Source organism: Clostridium sp. YIM B02500, from assembly GCF_022324665.1.
GTDB classification, from domain to species: domain Bacteria; phylum Bacillota; class Clostridia; order Clostridiales; family Clostridiaceae; genus Clostridium; species Clostridium beijerinckii.
Map to the genome: position 1 here is coordinate 77,517 of NZ_JAKGTE010000012.1, position 25,911 is coordinate 103,427.

General features: G+C 30.4%; 18 protein-coding genes. 1 reads left to right on the top strand and 17 read right to left on the bottom strand.

What is annotated here, in order from left to right; all coding sequences use genetic code 11:
* Window position 1: 1 nt before the first annotated feature.
* From L1S46_RS12105 to L1S46_RS12130, 6 genes are all read right to left on the bottom strand, one after another.
* A complete protein-coding gene (locus L1S46_RS12105) occupies window positions 2–1,108 on the bottom strand; it encodes a chemotaxis response regulator protein-glutamate methylesterase (RefSeq protein WP_041899786.1) in 1,107 nt (368 codons plus the stop codon).
* 23 nt (window positions 1,109–1,131) lie between these two features.
* Entirely contained in the window at window positions 1,132–1,620 is a 489-nt protein-coding gene (locus L1S46_RS12110; protein ID WP_041899787.1) for a chemotaxis protein CheD, read from the bottom strand.
* Between the two features lie 9 nt (window positions 1,621–1,629).
* Complete coding sequence (locus L1S46_RS12115; RefSeq protein ID WP_017211291.1) at window positions 1,630–2,079, bottom strand: chemotaxis protein CheW; 450 nt, start codon at window positions 2,077–2,079, stop codon at window positions 1,630–1,632.
* Window positions 2,080–2,093: 14 nt separating this feature from the next.
* A complete protein-coding gene (locus L1S46_RS12120; RefSeq protein WP_238900104.1) occupies window positions 2,094–4,043 on the bottom strand; it encodes a FapA family protein in 1,950 nt (649 codons plus the stop codon).
* A gap of 118 nt (window positions 4,044–4,161) precedes the next feature.
* On the bottom strand, window positions 4,162–4,896 hold the full coding sequence (locus L1S46_RS12125) for an aminotransferase class IV (RefSeq protein WP_238900105.1): 735 nt from the start codon (window positions 4,894–4,896) through the stop codon (window positions 4,162–4,164).
* A gap of 275 nt (window positions 4,897–5,171) precedes the next feature.
* A complete protein-coding gene (locus L1S46_RS12130; protein WP_017211288.1) occupies window positions 5,172–5,810 on the bottom strand; it encodes an HAD family hydrolase in 639 nt (212 codons plus the stop codon).
* Window positions 5,811–6,606: 796 nt separating this feature from the next.
* Between L1S46_RS12130 and L1S46_RS12135 the strand changes: the two genes are divergently transcribed.
* A complete protein-coding gene (locus L1S46_RS12135) occupies window positions 6,607–6,807 on the top strand; it encodes a hypothetical protein (RefSeq protein WP_238900106.1) in 201 nt (66 codons plus the stop codon).
* Window positions 6,808–6,866: 59 nt separating this feature from the next.
* On the opposite strand, the gene L1S46_RS12140 is transcribed toward L1S46_RS12135, so the two are convergent.
* The 11 genes from L1S46_RS12140 to L1S46_RS12190 all read right to left on the bottom strand — a co-directional run bounded on the left by L1S46_RS12140 (window position 6,867) and on the right by L1S46_RS12190 (window position 25,516).
* A complete protein-coding gene (locus tag L1S46_RS12140; protein WP_041899793.1) occupies window positions 6,867–8,060 on the bottom strand; it encodes a pyridoxal phosphate-dependent aminotransferase in 1,194 nt (397 codons plus the stop codon).
* A gap of 383 nt (window positions 8,061–8,443) precedes the next feature.
* Window positions 8,444–8,779 carry a DUF1292 domain-containing protein gene (locus tag L1S46_RS12145; protein WP_012060474.1) on the bottom strand — a complete coding sequence of 112 codons (336 nt, stop codon included), beginning with the start codon at window positions 8,777–8,779 and terminating at the stop codon, window positions 8,444–8,446.
* Window positions 8,780–9,161: 382 nt separating this feature from the next.
* Window positions 9,162–12,671 (bottom strand): pyruvate:ferredoxin (flavodoxin) oxidoreductase, encoded by a 3,510-nt coding sequence (gene nifJ / locus L1S46_RS12150; protein WP_041899795.1) that lies wholly within the window; start codon window positions 12,669–12,671, stop codon window positions 9,162–9,164.
* A gap of 150 nt (window positions 12,672–12,821) precedes the next feature.
* Window positions 12,822–13,253 carry a flavodoxin domain-containing protein gene (locus tag L1S46_RS12155; RefSeq protein ID WP_017211285.1) on the bottom strand — a complete coding sequence of 144 codons (432 nt, stop codon included), beginning with the start codon at window positions 13,251–13,253 and terminating at the stop codon, window positions 12,822–12,824.
* 149 nt (window positions 13,254–13,402) lie between these two features.
* Window positions 13,403–14,482 carry an undecaprenyldiphospho-muramoylpentapeptide beta-N-acetylglucosaminyltransferase gene (locus L1S46_RS12160; protein WP_238900107.1) on the bottom strand — a complete coding sequence of 360 codons (1,080 nt, stop codon included), beginning with the start codon at window positions 14,480–14,482 and terminating at the stop codon, window positions 13,403–13,405.
* Window positions 14,483–14,569: 87 nt separating this feature from the next.
* On the bottom strand, window positions 14,570–16,336 hold the full coding sequence (recJ, locus tag L1S46_RS12165) for a single-stranded-DNA-specific exonuclease RecJ (RefSeq protein WP_238900108.1): 1,767 nt from the start codon (window positions 16,334–16,336) through the stop codon (window positions 14,570–14,572).
* Between the two features lie 138 nt (window positions 16,337–16,474).
* A complete protein-coding gene (locus L1S46_RS12170) occupies window positions 16,475–17,026 on the bottom strand; it encodes a DJ-1 family glyoxalase III (RefSeq protein WP_077309218.1) in 552 nt (183 codons plus the stop codon).
* A gap of 495 nt (window positions 17,027–17,521) precedes the next feature.
* Window positions 17,522–20,434, bottom strand: coding sequence for a DNA topoisomerase IV subunit A (locus L1S46_RS12175; protein ID WP_238900109.1), 2,913 nt, complete (start codon window positions 20,432–20,434; stop codon window positions 17,522–17,524).
* 134 nt (window positions 20,435–20,568) lie between these two features.
* Complete coding sequence (locus tag L1S46_RS12180) at window positions 20,569–22,518, bottom strand: DNA topoisomerase IV subunit B (protein ID WP_012060481.1); 1,950 nt, start codon at window positions 22,516–22,518, stop codon at window positions 20,569–20,571.
* Window positions 22,519–22,871: 353 nt separating this feature from the next.
* The gene (locus L1S46_RS12185) at window positions 22,872–24,260 is read right to left on the bottom strand and encodes a glycosyltransferase family 2 protein (RefSeq protein ID WP_238900110.1); all 1,389 of its coding nucleotides are present in this window, start codon (window positions 24,258–24,260) and stop codon (window positions 22,872–22,874) included.
* 215 nt (window positions 24,261–24,475) lie between these two features.
* Entirely contained in the window at window positions 24,476–25,516 is a 1,041-nt protein-coding gene (locus L1S46_RS12190; protein WP_238900111.1) for a rhomboid family intramembrane serine protease, read from the bottom strand.
* Window positions 25,517–25,911 lie beyond the last annotated feature (395 nt).

The following is a 25,911-nucleotide window of genomic DNA, read 5'->3' on the forward strand; positions in this document are numbered from 1 at the left end:
CCTATAACTGTTTAATTATTTTTACTATATTTTCAGCTATTTCATTAAGCGGAGCCACTAAATCTACCTTTCCAGTTTCAAACGCAGCCTTTGGCATACCATAAATTGTACATGTAGATTTATCCTCTGAAATTGTTATACCACCGTTATCTTTTATATTTGCAGTTCCATCAGCACCATCTCTGCCCATTCCTGTAAGAATTACAGATATTAAATTTCCTCTGTACACTTTTATAGCAGAATTAAATAACTTGTCAACTGCTGGTCTTACTCCCCATATAGGCGGTTCTTCATTTAAGTGAATTAAATTATTTGAGCCTACAGTCATATGTTGACCACCCTTAGCAATATATATTGTATTATTACTAATCCTCATACCTTCTGCTCCTTCAACCACTTTCATCTTGCAAGCTTTATCTAGTCTTTCAGAAAATACTTTTGTAAAGCCTTCTGGCATGTGCTGAACTACAAAAACTGGCACCCCTAAATTTTCAGGTAATTTAGTTAATACCTCCTGAAGAGCCTTAGGGCCTCCAGTAGATGCCCCAATTACAACTGCATCTATCTTTTTATTTTTAGGTATACTATTCACCCTATGTATAGTTTTTTCTTTTATTATATTGGGATTATTTAAACCAATCTCATTATTAGTTATTGGGTTATTTTTATTAGTTTCTAAACTTATTAACTTCTTTCTAGAATTAACATTGCTAGTTATACTTTTTATTTGTTCTATTAAGTTATTTTTAACTTTTGCTATATCTAGCGAAATACTTCCTGATGGCTTAGTTATAAAGCTAATAGCTCCATTATCTAAACATTCTAAAGTTAGTTCCGATCCTTCTGTCGTTGAACTACTAAGCATTATTACAGGATAACTTTTCCCAAGTCTTTTTAATTCTTTAAGAGTTGCAAGTCCATCTAAATCCCTCATATGTACATCTAATGTGATAAGGTCCGGATTGTACTTCTCTACCTTCTCAACTAATTCTCTACCATCTCTAAATTTAGCTACAACTTCAAAATTACTTTCTGATTCTATCATATCTGATATCGCCTTCCTCATAAAAGCCGAATCATCAACAACAATAATCTTTATCTTACCCACCTAATCACACCTCTCTCTTTATTCTACAATTCTACAATTCCAAGCCCAACAACTTTAAGTATTACTTTTCCATCACTTGCATAAAGGATCATAGTTCTACCTTTATTTCCACCTGTCTCCTCAGCAATTATAGGAATAGATTCTTCTTTTAAACTCTTCTTCACTGCATCACTATTCCTTTTTCCAATATCGCTTATTATGCTCTTATCAGAAAAATTAAACATTGAAGCTCCACCAGCTATTTTAGCTACGAGATTTCTCTTTTTACACCCTTGCTTTTCCATTTTATCAATTAATAGTGGAATAGCTAAATCTGCAAATTTCATGGGGTTTGTACTACTTTTAAATTGTGTACTATCAGGAAGCATTATATGTGCTAATCCTGCCACCTTAACTGTCCTATCATATAAGGCGATTCCTATACATGATCCGAGTCCTATTGTCATTATTGTTCCTGGGTCGAGTACTAAATTTAGATCAGCTATTCCAACTTTTACTTCTGCACTTACCATCTTTACCCCCTAAAAGATTTTTTCTTCATCCTCTGAAGACAGTATCTTTTCTAAGTCTAATAAAATAACAATATTATCTTTTAATTTTATCAAACCTGCTATATATCTTTTATCTATTGTTGCTGTTATAGGAGGTGCTTCTTCCATTAAATCACTACTAACATCTCGCACTTCGTAAACATTTTCTACAATAATTCCGAATTTATTTTCATCTCTTTTTACAACTATTATTTTTCTATTTTCATTTTCTTCATCTTCTCCAAAATTAAACTTTTTGGATAAGCTAATTATTGGAAGTATACTTTGTTCATAATTTATTACTCCCTTTACAAAACTAGGCGAATCAGGAAGAATTGTTGGTTCTTCATATCCTAAAATCCTCTCAACTTCTTTTATATCTGTTGCGTAATGTTCTCCATTTAATCCAAATATTAAAATTTTCACTTCATTACTTGACATTACTTTGAACCCTCCTATAGTATAAATTTATCAATTGTTATTTCTCCAGTTTTATCTATATATGCCTCTACATTTTTAGAAGAAACTTCTAACATAATTTGTTTTTCTCCAAAGCAGAAAATAGTATTGTTATAAGCTATATCAGCTGTAATTCTTCCTTTTTTAGAGACTTTTAAAACAGTACTAACTCCAGCTGCACTTCCCACTGTCTTTAACTTTATTTCAGATCCAGCTGAAAGTGTGCCACCTCTACAAACAGCTTTTTCACTGGTAAACTCTATATTTTCCAATGCTATTATGTTGCAGGTATACTGTCCTTTACCTGTTATAAAAACACTCCCTGATGCTTCTATGGTAGACCCTTGAGCATACGCTAAATGCACACTTGTAGGAATTACCATCAAATCTTCTATTTCGCAAATTTCTTCATCTAACAATTCCTTAAAAATGTCAAATTCATTAATATTATTTATTTTAAGTGGGCCCAAGCCCAATAGTTTATTTATTATAAATGTTGTAACATCACTATGCTGAATTCCTTCAGACATATTATAATTCAAAATATTTCTACATATTTTAGGTAATGATTTCAACTTATTCTCTATTAATATTTTAATTATTTCTCCATCTTTTTTTGAACCTAGTAAGTTATGTTCTTTTACTTGCACTGTTGAATCAACTAAATCATCAATAATATGAGCCAGACTCTTCAAACTTTCTAAATACTGCTTTTTCTCAACATTCTCACATCCAGCTGTCACTGTTGAATTCAATATATTTCCGCCTATAAAAATTTCTCCTGAAGACCTGATTATTGCAGATTCTACATTTTTGCCGACATGAAGCTCATTCCCTGCTTTAACTTCCATTGCTTCTAAAACACTACCAACAACTTCAACATTACCAACAAAATCTATATTTCCGCTTTTTAAATCTACTTGATCTACCTTGTATAATTTATTTACTACAAATGTATTTGCTTTATAAGCTGGCTTACCCTCAGACGTTGCTATAATACTATTGTTTTCAAGTTTACATCCTTCTCCAAGCCTTACTCCTGTCTTTTTAAAAGTCTTTCTTTTAACAGGAACACCATATATATCTTGTCCATCATTTCCCGATTTTCCAGGCACTATTCTACCTATAACGTCTCCAACTTTAACATTTGCAATTAGAAATCTATTTCTATAATCAACTTTTTCTTCTGAGTCTTTGTAATGAATTAATTCTTCCGAATCGTGAAACAAAACTTGAATTTCATCTGGAATGTCATCTACAGCTGGCACTCCTTTTGCAACTATTTTTTTTTCTATATTATGTTCATTACATATAGTTTCTAATTCTTTTTCAATAATTCCATATTTAATTCCATTATTTTTTAGCAACTCTTTTAATTCTTTTACTGTATATTTTGGTGGATATTTATCATCAACATTCTTCTTTTTTATTGTTAAATTTTTTTGATATTCTTGGTTAACTAATTCATATATATGAGCTGGGGTTGATTTTATATCAACATATACCTCCAGTTTATCATCTGTAATTGATATATTTATGTTTCTTGTTGGCTCGTTCTCTTCAAATTTATATTCAATTTTATCTTGTGATGTTACAGGAGTTATTCCATCACATTTTTGCCCATTAATAATTAAAATTACACCCGGACAAGTTTTTATAGTAATAATTTCATCTTTATTATTGGATTCCGTTATTATTATTTTCCCATTCTCAATCTTAGCTCCAAATTCCTCTTTAGTTTCTGGTAATTCTTCAATTATTTCCTTTTCTTCAATGCTGCTCTTACTTTCGTCAACTTCTATTATTTCTATCTCCACTTTCTTTCTAAAAAACTTCTTTTCTTCCTTAATTATTCTATATTTTAAAGCTTCTTTCGAAAGATTTAATTCAGAAGATGCTTTTTCAAGACATTCATTTAAAGATGATCCAGAAAACTTCAAGTCCATAAATATCTCCCCCTAAAAATACTCCTTTATCTAAGTATACCACAGCCTATTTTAATTTTATATCCATTATTTATATTAATCTATATTATTTTACATGAAAATACAAATTAACTTAATTTTAATGATTTTTTATATATTTTTCTATCTCATCATCATATTCTTTCATCAATTTTCTAATCAAGTTATTATCCACATTAAAATTTATGCTATTTACCGTTTTTATTGGTAATATTTTAGGGGATGTACCCGAAATAAACATTCCATCCAATTTATCTATATCGGAATATTTATATTCTACTTCCTCGACTTCAACCCCAACATTATTTGCAATATCTATTATTTCTCCTCTGGTCACACCTGGCAATACAGCCTTTACAGGTGATGTCAAAAGTTTATTTCCTTTAACCATAAAAACATTTGATCTGCTGCCTTCTGTTATATATCCGCTCGAATCAACCAAGATGGCTTCATACGCATTTTTATCTTTTATCTCTTTATTAACCTTTTCTCTAAAGGTATCATTTATTATTTTCGCATTAGGATTTTCTCTTTCTCCAAAATAAAGTATAGTGTTAACACCATTCATATACATTTCATCAGATGGATATGAGTGTTCAATAAAAAATACTCTTAGCTTTTTTTCATTTACTCCAAATGTTATTTTTATATTTCCTTCAGATTTATTTTCACTTTCTATTAGCTCCTCAATTTCCTTACTTATTTCTTCGTAACTTACTAAAAATTCTTCATTTATTAAATTAAAAGAATTTTTCATTCTTTTTAAATGACTTTCTAGAAAAATTGCCTTTCTATCTATTACTCTTAAAACTTCATAAATTATTTTATCTTCCATGCCTTGCCATCCCTTTCTACTATATATAGATATTACAATTCACAATGCACATTTCACAATTCAGAATCATTGCTAAAATTCCTGCAATATTTTTAGAATCATGATAAAGAATCATTTTTGCAATGTATATATATAATCTGTAATATTAAATCAATATTATTAATTGCATAAACCTAAACTTTAATCATATGCTAATGTAAATTCTTTAACCCAGCTTATACTATGTAATCAAATCAATTTTATTTCTTAATAAGACTGATATCTCAATTTACATTTTATTTCCATCTTAGTATCTCTATATCATGATTCTTTTTATAGTTTATTAAATATGGCTTACCTACTAGATCCAATAATGGTTTATCTGATAAGGAATCAGAAAACATATACGATTCCTTAAAATCCACCTCAATTTTTTCATCTTTAAGTACTTCTTTCAATCTTCTAACCTTCTCTTCTCCCTTGCAGTTATTTCCTACCATTTTTCTTACGAAAGTTCCATTTTCAAATCCAAATTTAGTTCCTATTACTTTATCAACTTCTTTTATATTGTAAAATTCATTAACGTAAAATTCAGGAGATGCTGAAATCAGATATATATCATACCCCTCATTTTTAAGTTTTTTCATCATTTTCAATGCATCATCATATAAAATATTTTTTAGCCTTTCATCATAAAACTCTTTAACAAGTTCTGCTAACTCCTCTTCTTTAATTCCATCTATAAACCTTAAAAATGTCTCTTTTACTTTTCTCTCATCGTATATTCCAATTGCATACATAATTCCACAGTATATAGCTCTTGGTAAGAATCTAAGATTTTTTTTATCTTTTTTAATTACATACTTAAATAATTCCATTAAGGTTTCTTTTTTAGTAATGGTATAATCTATGTCAAATATAGCAAGTTTCTTCAAAACACAAATACCTACCTTTTTAATATTTAATTCTTAACACTCAAGAATATCATTTAACTTTACTTTAAATCATTAAGTGTTTAGAGCTAAATATTATAATTATTAATTTCGATTAAAAATCATTAGGCTTTTCTTTAAACTCAATTTCAGCATTCTTTTTATCACTCGTTTATTTTAAGTAATAATAACTTTAATTATTACAAGAAAATCGTAAATATATATATTGCAATTCACAATGCACATTTCACAGTGCACAATTATAGCTAAAATTCTCACAATATTCTTAGAATTATGATGAAGAACTATCTTTGCAACATATATACAAAAATTAAAAATCAATTCTAACTATAATATTCTTTCTTCATATTTAGTATTTATAAACAACTTTAAGACTAGGTTTATGTGATAACTTACCAAAATCATAAATATTTTGTTCCGAAAAGCCATGAAAATATCGCTTAAGATTCTAATTTACGGGTTTCACCATTTTAGCATGCTCTCACTTTCATAGGGAAGCTCCACTCATTACATTCGCTGAGGAAGTTCGAGAACCCAAAATAAAATTTTGAACTCTCACTTCACAAGCTAAAGTGTAACAACCTACAACTAAGAATCTTAGCAACTCATTTTCAAATGCTTTCTCCATATTATGACCCTTGTGGTTACAAATATATTTATGATTTCTAGTGAAGATATGACTTTAAGTCTTAGCAACTTTGTAAATATCTTCATCTAATAAGTTGAATTCTTAAGTTAGATACCTATGGATAAACCAATTATAAGTTAGATTTATACTATGAAATATATATCAACTAGAAATAAGAATTATGCTTTTGTGAAATGTTTCATTAGGAATTTGATGGTTTTGATTCTTAGATTAAAAGTTGTTCCAAGTATGCTAGTTCAAAGCTCGTCTTTGAGGCTAGCATCTTGGGTACAACTTGTAATCTTAGAATCATCCATTATAATTTCCTTAGGAACTGGAACAACAGCATAATTCTCATTTCGGCGAGATATATGCATAAGTTTAGGTCTAAGTTGGTTTATCTATATAAATTATTTAATTTTGCTTAAAAATGTTGAAATTCTATCTATTCCAGTTTCTATTATATCCATAGACGTCGCATATGATAATCTTATATAATCATCTAAACCAAAACCAGAACCTGGTATTACTGCAACTTTCTCTTCTTCTAGTAATACCTTTGCAAAATCTACAGAGTTGTTAATAGTTTGATCCTTAAATGTAGTATTCAAGTACGAAGATATATTAACCATTATATAAAATGCACCATTAGGCTTTATAATTGATATTTCATTTAACTTTTCTAATTTATATATCATGAAATTTCTTCTATTCTCAAATTCTTTAATCATATTGTTTAAATCTTCTACCGGACCATTTAATGCCTCTATTGCAGCATATTGAGCTATTGTATTTACATTGGATGTCATGTGACTTTGAATGCTTGTCATAAGCTTAGTTATACTTTCACTTGCAGCTGCATACCCTAGTCTCCACCCAGTCATTGCATACGTCTTAGAAACGCCGTTTATTACTATGGTTCTTTCATAAGCATCCTCATTTAATGCTGCTATACTTATGTGCTTTTCTCCATCATATATTAGCTTTTCATAAATTTCATCTGATATAATTAATAAATCATGTTCTTTTGCAAAATTAGCAATTTCTAACAATTCGCCTTCATGATAAATTGTTCCTGTAGGATTATTAGGGCTGTTTAATAAAATCGCCTTAGTTTTACTAGTTAAAGCTTTCTCTAGATCAGCAACTGTATATTTATAATTATTTTCTTTTAATGTTTCAACAAATACTGGAACCCCATCAGCTAATTTAACTAATTCAGGATAACTAACCCAATATGGTACAGGAATTAATACTTCATCTCCTGGATTCAAAGTTGCCATAAATACATTTGCAAGACATTGTTTTGCACCTGTAGAAATTATTATTTGACTTGGCTTATACTCTAAGTTATTATCATTTTTAAACTTACTACATATAGTAGTTTTTAACTCTAACAAACCTCCTGCTGGAGTATACTTAGTTTTCCCGTCATTCATAGCTTTTATAGCTGCTTGAATTATGTTTTCTGGTGTATTAAAGTCTGGTTCCCCTGCTCCAAAACTTACTACATCGACCCCTTGACTTTTTAGTTCATTAGCTTTAGCTGTGATTGCTAATGTAATTGATGGTGTGATATTCCCCGCTTTTTTAGATAATTGCATTGCTTTTTCCCTCCAATTTTGACCTTAAAATGAATTATAAAAAATGTTCTAATTCATTTATATATACTTTTGTCACATAATAAAAATATATCATTAATATATTGAATTGTAAACAATATGGAATATTTAAGGGACATGAAGGAAAATAACAAGTCAAAATGCAATGATTATTTTTCATTAGACAATGAAGCTGATTGATCTCATAGCGAGCCTATTAGGACAATCTACTGAAGCAGTATAATGGAAAATAGGCACTTATGAAAAGATCAGCTATGCTGCAACAAGGAACTTTTCTTAGCAGATTCACTTGTTATTTTTTTGAATGTCCCTAATACATATTAAACAAAAGACCTTAGTAATAAATTACTAAAGTCTTTAACTTCTTATTCTTCGCCTACTAACTCATTTTGATAATAAGCTGATACTCTATCAAATTCTTCTTCATCCGGAACAACAAGTTCATCTTCATCAAGTCTGAAAAGATAAACTGAATCTTCTTCTGGATTTTGAGCTAAATAATATGCTTTTCCTTCATATTCAAATTCGTCGATTATAGGGCATGTAACTACATTTCCATTTTCATCTTCTAAATCTATAACGAAGTTTTCTTCATCATTGCATCCGCATCCACATTCATGATCTTCATCATGGTGATGTCCACCACATCCACAACTTCCTTCTTCACTATTACATCCACATTTTTCTAAATCTTTTTCCATGTTTCAACCTCCTTTTGGTTCTTAATTAATTTTACCCTTAAATCATCAAAATTAAAACCCTTAAATAAAAAAATTGTAAAGTAATTTTAATAAATATTTCAATTATATATATTCTAGAACATTCAATTTATGAAAATTCAATTTAAATTACATTTATTAGAAACTAAACAGTTCTTACAATAAAATATAATTTTATTATTTCAGCTACTACATTAAGTTTCTTCTAAAAATAAGATCTCGATCACTTTGGATTTGGATCTTTTACGGATCTTCCTTTTCGAATGTATGTAAAAAAGAAGCCACTTCCTATAGAATAATTTCTACAAAGAAGTGACTCCTCTTTTCGCGCAAATTTAGTTATTTCAATATTTTAATTACTTTACTATTGTTGATTAGCTAATTTCTTGTATCCTTCTAATCTTTCCATAGCATCTTTCTTAGTCTTTTCAAATAAAGCATCAGCTTGTTCTGGGAATGCCTTAGCTAATGAAGAGTATCTAACTTCTCCCATTAAGAATTCCTTGAAGTCTGCAGTTGGTTCTTTTGAATCTAATGTAAATGGATTCTTTCCAGCATCTTTTAATTCTGGGTTGAATCTGTACATTTGCCAGTAACCACATGCAGTAGCTCTCTTAGCTTCTTCTTGGCTGTTACCCATACCAATTCTTAATCCATGATTTATACATGGTGCATAAGCTATTATTAATGATGGTCCTTTATAAGCTTCTGCTTCTGCAATAGCTTTCATAACTTGGTTCTTATCAGCACCCATGTTAATTTGAGCTACATATACATAACCATAACTCATAGCCATCATTCCAAGATCTTTCTTCTTAGTCTTCTTACCACTTGCAGCAAACTTAGCGATTGCAGCAGTTGGAGTAGCTTTAGATGATTGACCACCAGTGTTTGAGTAAACTTCTGTATCTACTACTAATATATTTACATCTTCTCCTGAAGCTAATACATGGTCAACTCCACCGTATCCGATATCGTAAGCCCATCCGTCTCCTCCGAAGATCCATTGTGATCTCTTAACGAAGTAGTCTTTTTCAGCTAATATTTCTTTAGCTAATTCAGTGTTAGATGCTTCTAAAGCAGCTGTTAATTTATCAGCTCTTTCTCTAGTTCCTTCACCTTCATTTACGTTATCTAACCATTCTTGTAATTCAGCTTTTGCTGGATCATTTGCAGCTATAGCAGCTTCAGCTTTTTCTGCAATTCTTTCTCTTATAGCCTTAACTCCTAAGAACATACCTAATCCATATTCAGCATTATCTTCGAATAATGAGTTAGCCCAAGCTGGACCATGTCCATTTTTATTCTTAGTGTATGGAGTTGAAGGAGCTGATCCTCCCCATATTGATGTACATCCAGTTGCATTAGCAACCATCATTCTATCACCAACTAATTGAGTTATAGCTTTAACATATGGAGTTTCTCCACAACCTGCACAAGCTCCTGAGAACTCAAGTAATGGTTGCTCAAATTGGCTACCTTTAACTGTCTTCTTGTTCATTGGGTTCTTCTTAGCTGATATATCATGAGTTAAGTAATCCCAAGCTTCTATTTGATCATGTTGAGATTCTTGTGGTTTCATAACTAATGCTTTTCCTGGTGCTGGACATACTTGAGCACAGTTTCCACAACCTGAACAGTCAAGTGGTGTTACACCCATTGTATAGAATAATGGTTCTTCTGTCTTTAATCCTTTAGCAGCTACAGCCTTATTTGCACTTGGTGCAGCATTCTTTTCTGCATCAGTTAATAAGAATGGTCTTATAGAAGCATGTGGACATACCATTGAACATTGGTTACATTGAATACATTTATCTTTATCCCATTCAGGAACATTTACTGCAATTCCTCTCTTTTCGAAAGCTGCAGTACCATTTTCAAAAGTACCATCTTCCATACCTGCAAATGCTGAAACTGGAAGTTGATCTCCTTCTTGTCTGTTCATTGGAATAACTATATCTTTAACGAACTTAGTAGCATGTTTAATTTCTACTGGAGCTTCATCTGCAACTGTCTTCCAAGCTTCTGGAATGTCTATTGCAACAATTGATTCAACACCTTTATCGATAGCAGCGTTGTTCATGTTAACAACTTTTTCACCCTTCTTACCATAAGAAGTTACAACTGAATCTTTTAAGTGTTTAATAGCATCTTCAACTGGAATAATGTTAGCTAACTTGAAGAAAGCTGATTGCATTATCATGTTGATTCTTCCACCAAGACCGATTTCTTGAGCAATACCTACAGCATTGATAGTATAGAACTTAATGTTGTTGTTTGCTAAAAATCTCTTATATGAAGCAGGTAATTTTTCTTCTAAATCTTCTGGAGTCCAGATAGTATTTAATAAGAATGTAGAACCTGGTTTTAATCCTTCAAGTACATTGTATTTATGGATGTATGATTGGTTAGAACATGAAACAAAGTCTGCTTTGTTTATTAAGTATGGTGACTTAATTGCTTTCTTACCAAATCTTAAGTGAGATACAGTAATTCCTCCTGATTTCTTTGAATCATAGAAGAAATATGCTTGAGCATACATGTCTGTATTGTCTCCAATGATCTTGATTGCACTCTTGTTTGCTCCAACAGTACCATCTGATCCTAATCCCCAGAACTTACAAGATGTAGTTCCTTCTGGAGTTGCATCTATATCTTCAGTTACTTCTAATGAAGTATTTGTAACGTCATCAACGATTCCGATTGTGAATCCATTCTTTGGTGCATCTTGTGCTAAGTTAGCATAAACTGCAGCAATATGTCCTGGATTTGGATCTTTTGAACCTAAACCAAATCTTCCACCAACAATAAGTGGTGCATCAGCTTGTCCATAGAATGCATTTCTTACATCTAAGTATAATGGTTCTCCAGTTGATCCTGGTTCCTTAGTTCTATCTAAAACAGCAATTTTCTTAACTGTCTTTGGAATAGCAGCTAATAATCTTTCATTTGAGAATGGTCTGAATAATCTTACTTTAATAACACCAACTTTTTGTCCATTAGCATTTAAGTAATCTATAGTTTCTTCACAAACATCTGTAGCAGAACCCATAGCTATAATTACTCTATCAGCATCTGGTGCTCCATAGTAATCAAAACAATGATATTCTCTACCAGTTAACTTAGTGATTTCAGCCATGTAATTTTCAACTGTTTCTGGTAATTCATTATAGAATTTATTAACAGATTCTCTTTCTTGGAAATAGATATCTGCATTTTGAGCAGTTCCTCTAGTTACAGGATGATTTGGGTTTAATGCTCTTTCTCTGAAAGCTTTAACTGAATCCCAATCAAGTAAACTTGCTAATTCATCATATTCTAAAACTTCAATTTTTTGTACTTCATGAGAAGTTCTGAATCCATCAAAGAAGTTTAAGAATGGAATTCTTGTCTTAATAGCAGTTAAATGTGCTACTGCTGCTAAGTCCATAACTTCTTGAACTGATCCTTCTGCAAGCATTGCAAAACCAGTTTGTCTTGCTGCCATAACATCTTGGTGATCTCCAAATATGTTTAAAGCAGAAGTAGCTAATGCTCTAGCTGATACGTGGAATACTCCTGGTAACATTTCACCAGAAATTTTGTACATGTTTGGTATCATTAATAATAAACCTTGTGAAGCTGTATAAGTTGTTGTTAAAGCTCCAGCTTGTAAAGATCCATGAACTGCACCAGCTGCTCCAGCTTCTGATTGCATTTCCATAACTTTTACAGGTTGTCCAAATATGTTCTTTCTTCCTTGTGCTACCCATTCATCTACATGTTCTGCCATTGGTGATGATGGTGTAATTGGGAATATTGCAGAAACTTCTGTAAATGCATAAGATATATGAGCTGCTGCAGTATTACCGTCCATAGTTTTCATTTTTCTCATCGCGTTGACCCCTCTTTCTAATTTTAAACATAAATTAGTAATTTAAATTTATTAATAAGTTAGTCTTAAAGACCACCTAATAAACATATTAATATTTAGCTTAAGAGATTTTTAACAATAGACGCACGAAACAATATGACAAACCTTATATTAATTAACTAGTTTTTTTCCTAATTGTTTAATAATGTTTGCCTGCGTTTTAGTTGGTGAATCTTTAATTGTTAAATCTCCAATTACATTAAAACCATAAGATGACATTTCATCTTTCCATAATTTCATAAAAGTATCTTCAATCCACCCGTAAGTTGCAAATAAAATACAATTTTTATTTATGTTTACATCTCTATAGTTTTGTAATTGATCTAAAAATGGTTTCATTTCTTCCTGCTCGATTTTAGTGGCATCTACTGCTGGACTTCCAAAAGCAATAGAATCAGCTTCTAAAACATCTTCCAATGTGGCATCTGCAACGTGCTTCACACTTACTTCCGCTCCCTGCTCCCTAGCACCATCTGCCATAGTGTTCGCAAGTGCTTCTATATTTCCTCCACAACTCCAATAAATGATTGAAACTTTTTTCATTGTAATGCACCTCATCTTCTTGTTAAATAATTAACTTATGTTTTCACTAAAATGAACTTACTCTTTTATTATATCTCACATATTTTTTTTTGCAAGATTTGATTGTATAATTTGTGCTTTATTTAAATAATAATTACAAATTTAATAATTTATTTTTTTCCCTTAACACTTCTTAATAATACATTTATTATTGCTTCAACACCGCTTTTAGCTTGACTCTTTTCCATATTATTAATTAATTCATCTTTTCTTTTTTTTAGCTCAAGAACTTTTTCATATAATACATTATTTTTAATTTCTTCTTCTTGCAGCATTAATGAATACCCTTCTTTTTCAAACGACTTAGCATTTAATATTTGATCTCCTCTACTTGCCTTTTTTGAAAGTGGTATTAATAGTGTTGGTTTTTTTAATGCTAAAAATTCAAATATAGAATTAGCGCCTGCTCTTGAAATTATATAGTCACAAGCCTTCATAAGGTCAGGCAATTCTTCGGTTACATATTCAAATTGCTTATACCCTTTTTTATTCAAAAAATTATTATCTACATTACCTTTTCCGCAAATATGAATTATATTAAAATCTTTTAAAAGCTTATCTAGATCTTTTCTTATTTCTTCATTTATGAGCTTAGAACCTAGACTCCCCCCCATAATAAAGAGAATCTCCTTATTGTCAGAAAATTCACATATCTTTTTTCCTCTAATCTTATCTCCGTTAAGTATTTCTTCTCTGATTGGGCTTCCTGTAAGTACTCCTTTATCATCCTTTATAAACTTTAGACTTTCTCTAAATGTGACACATAGTTTATCACAAAATGGTGCCGAAAGTTTATTTGCAAGCCCCGGAGTCATATCTGATTCATGCGCAACCACTGGTATTTTTTTAATAGATGCTGCTATTACAACTGGAACAGCTACAAAACCACCCTTTGAAAAAATCACATCTGGTTTTTCTTTTGATAATATTTTTAGTGCTTGAGCAATTCCCTTTAAAATTTTGAATGGATCAGTAAAATTTTTCACATCGAAATATCTTCGTAATTTCCCGCACGAAATTCCGAAAAAAGGTATATTGTTTTTAGTTATTATTTCTTTTTCAATGCCGTCAAAACTTCCGATATATTTTATCTCAAAGTCCTTTTGCTTTAATTTAGGAACTAAAGCCAGATTAGGAGTAACGTGACCAGCAGTTCCTCCCCCTGTCATTATTATTTTATACTTAGCCAAAAACTATCATCCTTTCTTATAATAACTCAAAATATATGATCTTAAATTCACAACATCTTTTTATACTTAACCGAAAACTCTATTCTTTTACCTATAGTTTTGTATTACTATTTGTATAGTAGTATTACCATTATATTCATTAACATTTGGATAAAATACTAAATCAAGGTTCACATGATTATATTCTCCATTATAGAGTTTTTGCAATTCTTCATTTCCATATTTACTGCTAACTTCTTCTTCAAACTTTTCAATATCACCAAAATAAATAGCATCCAGAGCTTTATTCATCCTGGTCTTGAGTTTTAATTTTAGCACATTCCTATTCTTCCCAAGTATTGTTGCCCTTAATAAATTAATATTTTTCTCAGCAAACAATGGTTTAGAGTTTGATTTACCAAAAGGCTCTAATCTTTCTAAATCATTTATCACATCATAGTTTATAGCATCAAGCGGCAAAACCGAGTCTATAGTAACTTTTCTCAATAAATCCTCGTCTTTTAAAATTGTATTTTCATTTAATCTTCGCCTAAATTCATCTATATTTTCTTCTTTTAATGAAAAACCTGCAGCCATAGGGTGCCCGCCAAACTTTTCAAGCAGATCCTTGCACTTAATAAGTTCTTCAAACATATTGTATTCTTCTATTGATCTTCCTGAACCCTTCACACCATGTTCTGCTTTTGTTATAACTAAAGTTGGAACATTATATTTTTCTTTTATTCTTCCTGCTATTATACCTGCTAAACTTTCATGTATATCAGGAATATAGATAACAAACACTTTATCATTTATCATTCCACTTTTCTCTATGATTTCAACAGCAGCATCGACGCCATTCATGGTCATATCTTTTCTATCTTCATTTAATTTAACTAATTCTTTTGCGAGCCTTACTGCTTCCTCTTCATCATCTGAGAGCAATAATTTCAATCCTCTTTTAGCCGAATCTAGCCTTCCTGAAGCATTTATGCATGGCCCTATAATAAATCCAAGATGATATACCGATAAAGTTTTTTCTGTTAATTCGCATTCTCTTATTAATTCTTGTAGTCCTAAGTTAGTTGTACTGTTAATAAGTTCTAATCCCTTTTTAACAAATATCCTATTCTCATCAACTAAATCTACAACATCGCAAACTGTCGCTATTGCCAAAAATTCTATGAATTTGTAGCATTCTTTTTTATCTATATTAAAAGTCTCATAAAGAATTTCTACAAGCTTAAATGCTACACCCGCTCCACACAATTGTTTAAATTTATAATTGCATTCACTTTGCTTTGGATTTACTACAGCATCAGCACTTAAACTTATAAATTCTCTGACGTTATTTTCTTTCTCAACAAATGGTATATCATGATGATCTGTAACTATTACGGTAATTCCTAATTCTTTTGCGTATTTTATTTGGTCTATAGCGGATATACCATTATCGCAAGTTAGTATGGTATCAACCCCATCTTCTTTCGCCTGCTTTATAATATTCATATTAATTCCATATCCATCTTTTATTCTATCTGGAATTTCATAATCTACATTTGCATTGCACCTTTTTAAAGCTGAGTATAAAATATAAATACTTATTACACCATCAACATCGTAATCTCCAACAATTCGTATCTTATTCTGAGCTTTTATTTTCTCACGCAGTATATCAACTGATTTTTCTAAATCTTTCATTTCTCTAGCCTCATGAAATTTATCAAAATCCGGGTTAATATAACTTCTTATCATTTCATCGCTTATAATATTCCTGTTTACTATAAGCCTACTAACCAATTCTGAAAGTGCATATTTTTTAGATATGTATTTATAATCAGCTTTTATATTTTTTATAAACCATCTTTCTGCCATTTCTTCTCCCCTCACAGCATGCCGCAACAATACCCCTAAGACCTTTGATCCTAGAGGTTATATACTTTAGATTTCTATATTTTTCATTTCTCTTATACTGAAATAAAGTGAAAACTTTCCCAGTAAATTTGATAACTTTTACCCTATAAACATCTTATATAACATACCAGATGAAATACTTTCTACTTTATTCCCATATCCAAGAATATCTAATAACTTATATGCAAACGCCATTGCTGTTGCTGGACCTCTGCTGGTTACTATATTCTTATCAACGACTACAGCATCTTCTAAATATTCACAATTTGGTAATTCATCTTCATATCCAGGATAAGAAGTTATATTTCTTCCTTCTGTGATTCCCGCTCTTCCAAGAACTATTGGTCCTGCACAAATCGCTCCAATTAATTTTCCATCTTTGTTTTGCTTTTTAACAAATTTTATTACTCTCTCATCATCTCTTAAGTTAGTAGCTCCTGGAATACCTCCTGGTATTACCACTAAATCATATTCCATATTTTCATCAAAAAGCTTATCTGCTTGAACTACCACGCCATGACTTGACTTAACTTGCTTTTCTGCAATTGATACTAAATCACAAGTTACATCCGCCCTTCTTATTATATCAGATACAGTTAAAGCCTCTATTTCCTCAAAACCTTCTGCTAATAAAACGCATACTTTCTTCATATCAATTCCTCCTTAAATCTAAACAATGAGGATATCCTAAACTATTTTTTAGAACACCCTCATTCTGCTTCTCTTCAATTTATACCTACATTATACCCCATTTATTGTTTAACTACCACAACTTAATTGTCAGAATTGGAACTTTCCAATCTATAATTTTCTTTACTTTCTTCCAACCACCTGCCATAAACGATTCACACATAATGATATATTTTGTGTGAGACATTCACTTTGCTAAAAAGTAAGAATCAGAAATTTTTATTTTATATACAACATAACTTGTTATGTTTAGTAAGTTCTGAATTGTTCTTCGCACTCTTCTTAGCAGTGCGCACTTTTTTATAGGTGCTATGTTCTTAATTGTGCTTAATAAGTTCCGTATTGTGCTTCGCACTCTTTTCAGCAGTGCGCACTTTTTTTATAGGTTATATGTTCTTGGTTGTGCTTCGCACCTTTTTATAGGTGCTAGGTTCTTAATTGTGCTTCGCACTTTTTTTATAGGTGTACATCTTTTATTTCATCATCAAGTGAGACCATCATTATACTTGTTCCTCTTCCAGCTCTATTTTGTAATTTAATATCACTTATATCCATTACTGATTTCTCCTTGCCTTTAGAAACAAGTGTAATTTTTGTATCATCCGAAGATAACATTACGGTATTATCATCACTTTTCTTGTAATTACTATGATACTTTCCAAAAATGACTTGATCTTCATCCCTCAGACTTATTCCAGTTACTCCCGAAGCTATTTTACCCATAATATTTACATTTTCAACCGGGAATCTTATTGCCATTCCTTTTGTAGTTATCATAATCAAGTGCCCAATCTTTATTTGATTCATTTCTACAGATACAACTTCATCATCTTCAAACTTAAACTTATAGCATGCTTGCTTTAGAAAGTCACCTTCAAATTCTTTTAACAATGTTTTCTTAACCATTCCTTTTTTCGTAAACGTGTATACTCCTAAGTCTTCATCATAAGAATCAATGGAAATCAGACTTATTATCTTTTCTCCCTTTTCCATTTTACCTATAAATGCTTCTACATTTATTTCTTTATTCAAAACATTTCTCATTAAAAATACTGGTATTTTATATACATATCCTCTGTTGCTAAAGATAAGCAATTCTTTTAAAGAATTTGTTTTAACTTTTAATGAGTCTTCCTTTATCCTCTCATAGAATTTAAACTTATTCTTATCAGTAACTCCAACACTTAATTCAAAATATTCAATTTCATTAGTATCTTCTACTTGACTAATTTCATCTTCTTCTGAGAAATTAAATAGCTGAGTAGGTAAAATATTTCTAGCCGTTTCCTCTAGATTTTTTATTTCAAGAGTAAATTCTAACCCTAGTTTACTCTTAACTTTTAAGAACTTCTCTTCTTCTTCCAATTCTCTCATGGATACGTCAATCAACTCATCACCATCTCTAAGTTTTAACGCTTGAAGTTTACCATATGCAGTTTGGAATTTATCTAAAGAACTTAACTTAATTCCTCCATGTTTTGTTATAAATCTAAATGCCTTGCTAGGATTGAAATTATCTATGGATATAGCTGCAATTATCTTCTCATTATCAAGATTTAAAGATTTAATAATCTCATCCAATCTATCCCCTTTTTCTTTCCATCTCATTTCAGGAATATTAATACCTTTTGTTTGATACATAAAACCTTTATCTGTAAATACAAGAAGTGTATCCTTAGTATTCGAATTTATTAAATATTTTAAAGAATCTCCTTCTCTATACTCAATATCTTCTGGATTAGAGCTAGATCTAGTGTAATTTTTTAATGGTATTCTCTTTACAAATCCGTCTTTAGATATTGTTACCATAACTTCTTCTACAATAATTAATTCTTCAACATCAATTTTACTTTCATTATCATCATGTATAATTTCAGTTCTTCTATCATTTCCGTACTTATCGCTTATTTCTTTTAATTCACTTTTAACAACTTTCAAAAGTTCTTTTTCACTAGATAAAATCTTCTCAAGTTTTTTTATAAGTTTCTCAAGTTGCGCATATTCTTTTTCAAATATTTCTATTTCAAGACCTGTCAACCTATATAACATAAGTTCCAATATAGCTTGTGCTTGAGCCTCAGAAAACCCAAATTTGCTTATCAAATTTTCCGATGCATCCTTTTTAGACTTTGAACTTCTAATGGTTGCTATAACTTCATCTAAAACACTTATAGCTTTAATAAATCCTTCAACAATATGATGCCTCTTTTTTGCCACATCAAGTTCTTTTTGGGTTCTTCTAGTTATTATTTCTTTCTGGTGCTCTACATAATATCTTATTATAGCCTTTAAACTCATAGTTTCTGGCTTTCCATTTGCAAGGGCTACCATGTTAAAACTTATGTTACATTGTAAATCAGTTTTTTTGAACAGATACTTTAGCACTTTATCTGCAACATCTTCATCTGCATTTTTCTTTAATTCAATTACAGCTCTTATTCCACTTCTATCAGACTCATCTCTAATATCTGTTATAGATTCCAATGCTTTTGCATGTCTCTTATCTCCAGTCATTTCAGATATTGTTTGGAGAATCCTAGACTTATTTCTTCTGTATGGGAATTCAGTTATAATTATTCCGATTCTTCCATTTTCTAATTTTTCAATTGAAGTCTTTGCTCTATAAGCTACTTTTCCTTCACCAGTTTCATATGCTGATAAAATGGATTTTTCCCCTATTAAGATTCCTCCAGTAGGTAGATCTGGTCCTTTTATATATTTCATGAGCTCAGAAGTAGTTATTTCATTATTATCAATATACGCTAGAACTCCTTCTGTTACCTCTCCCAAATTATGTGGAGGTATATTGGTTGCAAGCCCTACAGCTATACCAAACGCCCCATTTACAAGTAAATTAGGATATCTACTTGGTAATACTTTAGGTTCCATTTCACTATCAGAATAGTTTGGAACCATTTCTACCGTATCCTTTTCAATATCTCTTAGCATTTCCATTGCAATAGGAGATAATCTAGCCTCTGTATACCTCATAGCTGCAGCCCCATCACCATCGATAGATCCCCAGTTCCCGTGACCTTCAATTAACGGCGCCCTAGTTGAGAAATCTTGAGCTAGTATTACCATAGATTCGTATACAGATGAATCACCATGAGGGTGATACTTACCTAAGATATCTCCAACTATTCTTGCAGATTTATAATAAGGTCTATCTGGAAAGGCCTTAAGCATATATGAACCATATAAAATTCTTCTATGCACAGGCTTAAGACCATCTCTAACATCAGGAAGTGCTCTATCTTTAGCAACTTCTATAGCATATGGTAAATAATTCTCTGGCATTGCTTCTTCTAGAGGAATACCAATTATATTATTATCTTTAGGTATAATATTTTCATTCTTTTTTGCCATACTCTTCTCCTTTTTTGATGCATAATACACAGTTCACAATCCACAATTAATGGTGAAATTTCTAAATTTTAATTTTAAGTTCCGCAGGAACATGTTCATTGATTGTGCATTGTACCTTGTGAACTGTAAATTGATTAAAATTCTCCGTATTTATACATATAGTTCTTTCTAGGTTCAACAATATCTCCCATAAGTAACGAAACCATCTTTTCTGCTTTTGCCGCATCTTCTATAGTTACTTGAAGCAGAGTTCTACTTTCTGGATTTAGTGTTGTATCCCATAATTGATCGGGATTCATTTCTCCTAGTCCTTTATATCTTTGAATCAGTGCACCTTTTCCAACCTGTTTCTTTGTATTTTCAAGTTCGTCATCACTATACGCATATTTAACTATAGTTTTTCCTTTAGTTTCCCTATACACTTTATACAATGGGGGCTGCGCTAAATATAAATGTCCATTAGCAATAAGCGGTCTCATATATCTATAAATATAAGTCATCCATAATGTCCTAATATGATATCCATCCACATCAGCATCACTCATTATTATTATCTTGTCATATTTTAAATCTTCTTCTCTGTAGTTATCCAAAGTACCTGTTCCAACAGCAGTGTTAAATATTTTTAATTCCTCAGAAGCCAATACATTTTCAAGTTTTTGTTTTTCAGTATTCATTATCTTACCTTTTGAAGGCATGATAGTTTGAAATCTTCTATCTCTGGCTTGCTTTGCAGATCCTCCTGCCGAATCTCCTTCCACAACTATAAATTCATTCACAGTTTTATCTTTCAATGTACACACAGCAACTTTTCCTGCAAGCGGTGCTGTACCTTTTCCTATTTTCTTTTTTTCTGCTTCATTTATTTTCTTAATCTTGTCTCTTCTTTTAGCTGCCTCTAATGCGTTATTAATTATACTTGTTGCCAAAGTTTTATTATCTTCTATCCATTCAGAAAATTTAGTATACACTAAATCATTCATCATAGTATATGCTTCATTATTTCCAAGTTTAGTCTTAGTTTGACCTTCAAAGATAGGATTCGTGATTTTAATTCTTACAATAGCAGTCATACCTTCTCTTAAATCATCGCCTTCAAATTCCTTATCTTTTTCCTTAACCAATCCTAACTTTTTAGACCATTCTTTAAAAGATCTTGTCATTCCAGTCTTAAATCCAGTTTCATGAGTCCCAGCTTCTGTTGTTGGAATGTTATTTACATAACTTGCAATATATTCAGTAGTTGAATCTGTAAATTGAATACATACTTCACCATATAATTGAAGTTCCCCAACAGTTCTTTCGCCGTCAAAAATTATAGGTTCTTCATGAATTGGTGTTTTACTTTCATTTAGATAATTTATAAAATCTAAAAGACCATTTTCTGAGTAATATTCTTTAGTGATTTCTTGTCCTTTTCTTTTATCTATTAATTCTAATCTTATCCCTTTATTTTGGAATGCCAGTTCCTGTAATCGGCTATCTATTATATCAAATTTAAAATCAGTAGTTGAGAAGATTTCTTTATCCGGCTTAAATGTGATCTTTGTTCCAACCTTATCTGTTTTTCCAATCACCTTCAAGCTGCCAACAGATGTTCCTGGCATTTCTCTTTTTAATTCTTTATCAAAAGCATATTCAAATCTTTGTCTGTATATATTCCCGTTTTGGTAAACTTCAACCTCTAACCATTCTGATAAAGCATTTACTACTGCTGCTCCAACTCCATGAAGTCCTCCAGATGTTTTATAATTTTTATTATCAAACTTTCCTCCTGTATGAAGTTCAGTAAATACCATTTCAACTCCAGATTTCTTTTTGATTGGATGAATTCCTGTAGGTATACCTCTTCCGTTATCCAATACGGTTACACTTTTATCTTCATTTAACGTTATTGTTACTTTGTTACCATATCCGTTAGCTATTTCATCTATGGAGTTATCTATTATTTCCCATATACAGTGATGTAACCCCTTACTACCTGTAGATCCTATATACATACCTGGTCTTATTCTTACAGGTTCTAGCTTTTCAAGTGATGTTAAATCTGTTACATCATAAGCATTAGTATTTTTTAATTCCATAAAACTCCTCCATCTGAACACCAGTTCTTATTTTTTCGTAATTATTTCGCTCTATAAAATATACTGCCTTTCTGCTTTAATGTCAAAAAAAACTTAAGCAGACATCTCTTATTTTCTTAAATCTTCTAAGATCTCTGTTCCCTGAATTGCATGAGACAAACAATATTTCATTATTATATATCATTAATATTTATATTAAAATATATATTTCTAACAATACTTACTACTTATATATATTTATTTGACATTTTCATAAAACATATACCTTATCATAATAAAAATAGGATGTCAAAAAGGTCTTTTTAACCATTTTACGACATCCTGATTTCTAATTTATACTTTTGTTTAGAGTATTACACATCACATATTTCTATCTTTCTAACATGCTTAGTATGACTCCACTCTTTATTATTCTTATTTAATATACCTTGAATTGTAATTGGTATCCATGTTAATGTATATAACGCATATAACCAGAATCTAAAGAATAAAATTAATTCTTTCTTTCCTAGTAATATTCCTGTTAATATCAAGAATGCTAAGTTATAAGCTAAGCCACTCACCCAAGCAATAATCCAATTATCCATATTAGATGTTAAATAAGGAACTACGAAAACATTACTAGAATATAATACCATCATAACTAAGAATGGTTTTGTAATTTTTTTATCAATTGTTAATATTAACGGAGTAATCAAAAATTGAATAACCGCAAATGTCTTAAATCCAACATCACTAAACAAATAATTTATAATAAATATATTTACGCCTGTAGTATTTGCCTGTATTAAAGTTAAAACTGCTGAAATACCAAGTAATAACGTTACAAAAGGCTGCAATACGTATAGTGCGCAGTCAAATATATAAAACTTTCTTTCCATTATTGACTTCTTAACAAGCTTAAAGAAATATCTTGAAGCAACATCTGTAAAACCTTGCATCCATCTTTTTCTTTGAGTCCATGATTGTTTAAGCTTTAATGGTTTTTCATCATATATAATCGCATCATGAGCCCAACCAACTTTTTCTCCATTTAGTACAAGCTTACATGAGAATTCTAAATCCTCTGTCAAACAAGTGGCCCCCCAGCCTAATTTCTTCAATGTCTTAGTTTCAATAGCAAATCCTGTTCCACCAATTTGATTAGAAAATCCTATATTAGCTCTAGCTAACTGGAACATTCTATTTTGAGTCCAAAAAGCTATTGAATAAGCAGCAGCAATCCATGAATCATCTGGATTCTTACTGTCTATATATCCTTGAACAACTTTGTAACCTTCCTGCATCTTTGAATTAATCTCTTTTAAGAAATCTTTATGTACAAGATTATCTGCATCGAAGATAGCAATAGCATCATATTGTTTTTCCATTGCAAATAACTTTGCAAACATCCACTCTAACGCATAACCTTTTCCTCTTTTATCTTTTGCAAATCTTTCACAAACATTTACCCCGTAACCTTTAGATATCTTAGCTGTATCATCTGTACAATTATCTGCAATAACGAAAACGTCATACATTTCCTTAGGATAATCTAGTTTTAGCATACTCTCTATGAGACTACCAATAACGACTTCTTCATTATGTGCTGCTATTAACAATGCAAATTTATTTTTAGGTTCATAGTTCTTATTTTCTTTCTTTCTGAAAAGCCCTATAAGTCCTAAAGCTAAATAGTAACATGTTATTGCAAAAACAAAAATTTGAAAAAATGCTGTTATGGTAAAAATGTATTTTCCCATTACATTCACTCCTAATATTTAATGAGATATATTCCCATTTATTATTTTATATCTATCATCATACTATACCTATTTAATAATATTTCAATAAAAATAAAAAATCAACCCTATTTTCTTAAGATAAAATTAATATTGCCTTAATAAAATCCTTTACATTTCATTTTTTCTAGCTCAATTCATGATATTTCCCAAGCAATAAAAATATATAAATTTATCTAATTTTTCAACTGTTTATTTAATATTTTGTAAGAGACATATCCAATCAATGCTCCTCCAATAAGTCCACCTATGTGTGCATAATTATCAATATTTTTCACACTTAATCCTATAAATAAATTTATAAGTATTATCTGTAGTAAGCTAGATATATATTTTTTCTGCAATCTGTGCCTTTCCATAATTGCAAAAGCTAACAAAGCTCCCAAAAGACCAAATATGCCACCTGATGCTCCTACTGATATAGTATATGGACTTGCTAGATAACTTAATATTGATGCTGTTATACAAGAAGTGATGTAAATAACTAGATACTTTTTAGCCCCATAAATCTGCTGAATTTGCGGACCTACTATATATAAAGAATACATATTAAATGCTATATGTATAATGCTAGAATGTAAAAAAGCACAAGTTAATAACCGCCATACTTCTCCATTATTTATAAGTGCATTATATTTAGCTCCAAAGGTCACTAGTACTGAATTATTTATTGCATTTATCATTTCCTCCGATAACAACTGAGATGAACCTAATGAATGTTTAATATTATAAATGTCGATTTGCATTATTATAAATATTATTACATTTATCAATATTAAAATCATAGTTGGAATTTTATATCTAAAAACCTCTCTCTTATTATCAATATTTTTCACTTTACTTTTATTTATATACAGTTCAAGTATTTTTTTTAAGGGCAGACATGATTCATCACACTTAATAACTGTATAATTTCCTTTATCCACGATAAGTTTATTTACCATAACTGTATTATTTATATTTGTATATTCCCCTTTAGATAAAACTATCATATTTAGAGAAAAGTCTTTTCCTAAGGTTTTTATATATTCAAAAGCTTCTAAAAAGTCTATATTTTCATTTTCATCCTCGCTTATCAAAACGCAGTATATTCCATTTGATAACTCTTTAATTGCAAGAAATATTTCTCTTTTATGAAAATCACTATAATATTGTTTCATATAGAAATTCTCTGCATTTACTAAAATTTTATAAAATTCTTCTTTAAAGTTATTCATAATACCTTACCTATTCTTATATAAAAATTCATAACTTATTATTTTATAATGTAAATTCACAATTATAGACAATTTTATTTATGTCACAATTGTGAATTTCACATTATATATATATCAAAAATAATTCTTCATCATGATTCTAAAACTATTGCAAGAATTTTAGCCATAATTGTGAATTTTACATTATATATTAGGCATAATCAAAAAAATAACAAATCTATCTGCTAAGAAAAGTTCCTTGTTGCAGCATAGCTGCTCTTTTCATAAGTGCCTATTTTCCATTATGCTTCATGCAGATTGCACTAATAGGATCGCTATGAGTCCAATCTTCTTCTTCTCCTAATGAAAAATAATCATGGCATTTTATTTTGGACTCGTTATTTTCTTTCATATGC

Bases quoted from the DNA above. Each gene is read 5' to 3' on its own strand.
- L1S46_RS12120 (WP_238900104.1), bottom strand. From the start codon at position 4,043: ATGGACTTGAAGTTTTCTGGATCATCTTTAAATGAATGTCTTGAAAAA.
- L1S46_RS12170 (WP_077309218.1), bottom strand. From the start codon at position 17,026: ATGAAGAAAGTATGCGTTTTATTAGCAGAAGGTTTTGAGGAAATAGAG.
- L1S46_RS12185 (WP_238900110.1), bottom strand. From the start codon at position 24,260: ATGGGAAAATACATTTTTACCATAACAGCATTTTTTCAAATTTTTGTT.
- L1S46_RS12110 (WP_041899787.1), bottom strand. From the start codon at position 1,620: ATGGTAAGTGCAGAAGTAAAAGTTGGAATAGCTGATCTAAATTTAGTA.
- L1S46_RS12145 (WP_012060474.1), bottom strand. From the start codon at position 8,779: ATGGAAAAAGATTTAGAAAAATGTGGATGTAATAGTGAAGAAGGAAGT.
- L1S46_RS12135 (WP_238900106.1), top strand. From the start codon at position 6,607: ATGAAATATATATCAACTAGAAATAAGAATTATGCTTTTGTGAAATGT.
- L1S46_RS12190 (WP_238900111.1), bottom strand. From the start codon at position 25,516: ATGAATAACTTTAAAGAAGAATTTTATAAAATTTTAGTAAATGCAGAG.
- L1S46_RS12175 (WP_238900109.1), bottom strand. From the start codon at position 20,434: ATGGCAAAAAAGAATGAAAATATTATACCTAAAGATAATAATATAATT.
- L1S46_RS12180 (WP_012060481.1), bottom strand. From the start codon at position 22,518: ATGGAATTAAAAAATACTAATGCTTATGATGTAACAGATTTAACATCA.
- L1S46_RS12140 (WP_041899793.1), bottom strand. From the start codon at position 8,060: ATGCAATTATCTAAAAAAGCGGGGAATATCACACCATCAATTACATTA.
- L1S46_RS12115 (WP_017211291.1), bottom strand. From the start codon at position 2,079: ATGTCAAGTAATGAAGTGAAAATTTTAATATTTGGATTAAATGGAGAA.
- recJ (WP_238900108.1), bottom strand. From the start codon at position 16,336: ATGGCAGAAAGATGGTTTATAAAAAATATAAAAGCTGATTATAAATAC.
- L1S46_RS12155 (WP_017211285.1), bottom strand. From the start codon at position 13,253: ATGAAAAAAGTTTCAATCATTTATTGGAGTTGTGGAGGAAATATAGAA.
- L1S46_RS12125 (WP_238900105.1), bottom strand. From the start codon at position 4,896: ATGGAAGATAAAATAATTTATGAAGTTTTAAGAGTAATAGATAGAAAG.
- nifJ (WP_041899795.1), bottom strand. From the start codon at position 12,671: ATGAGAAAAATGAAAACTATGGACGGTAATACTGCAGCAGCTCATATA.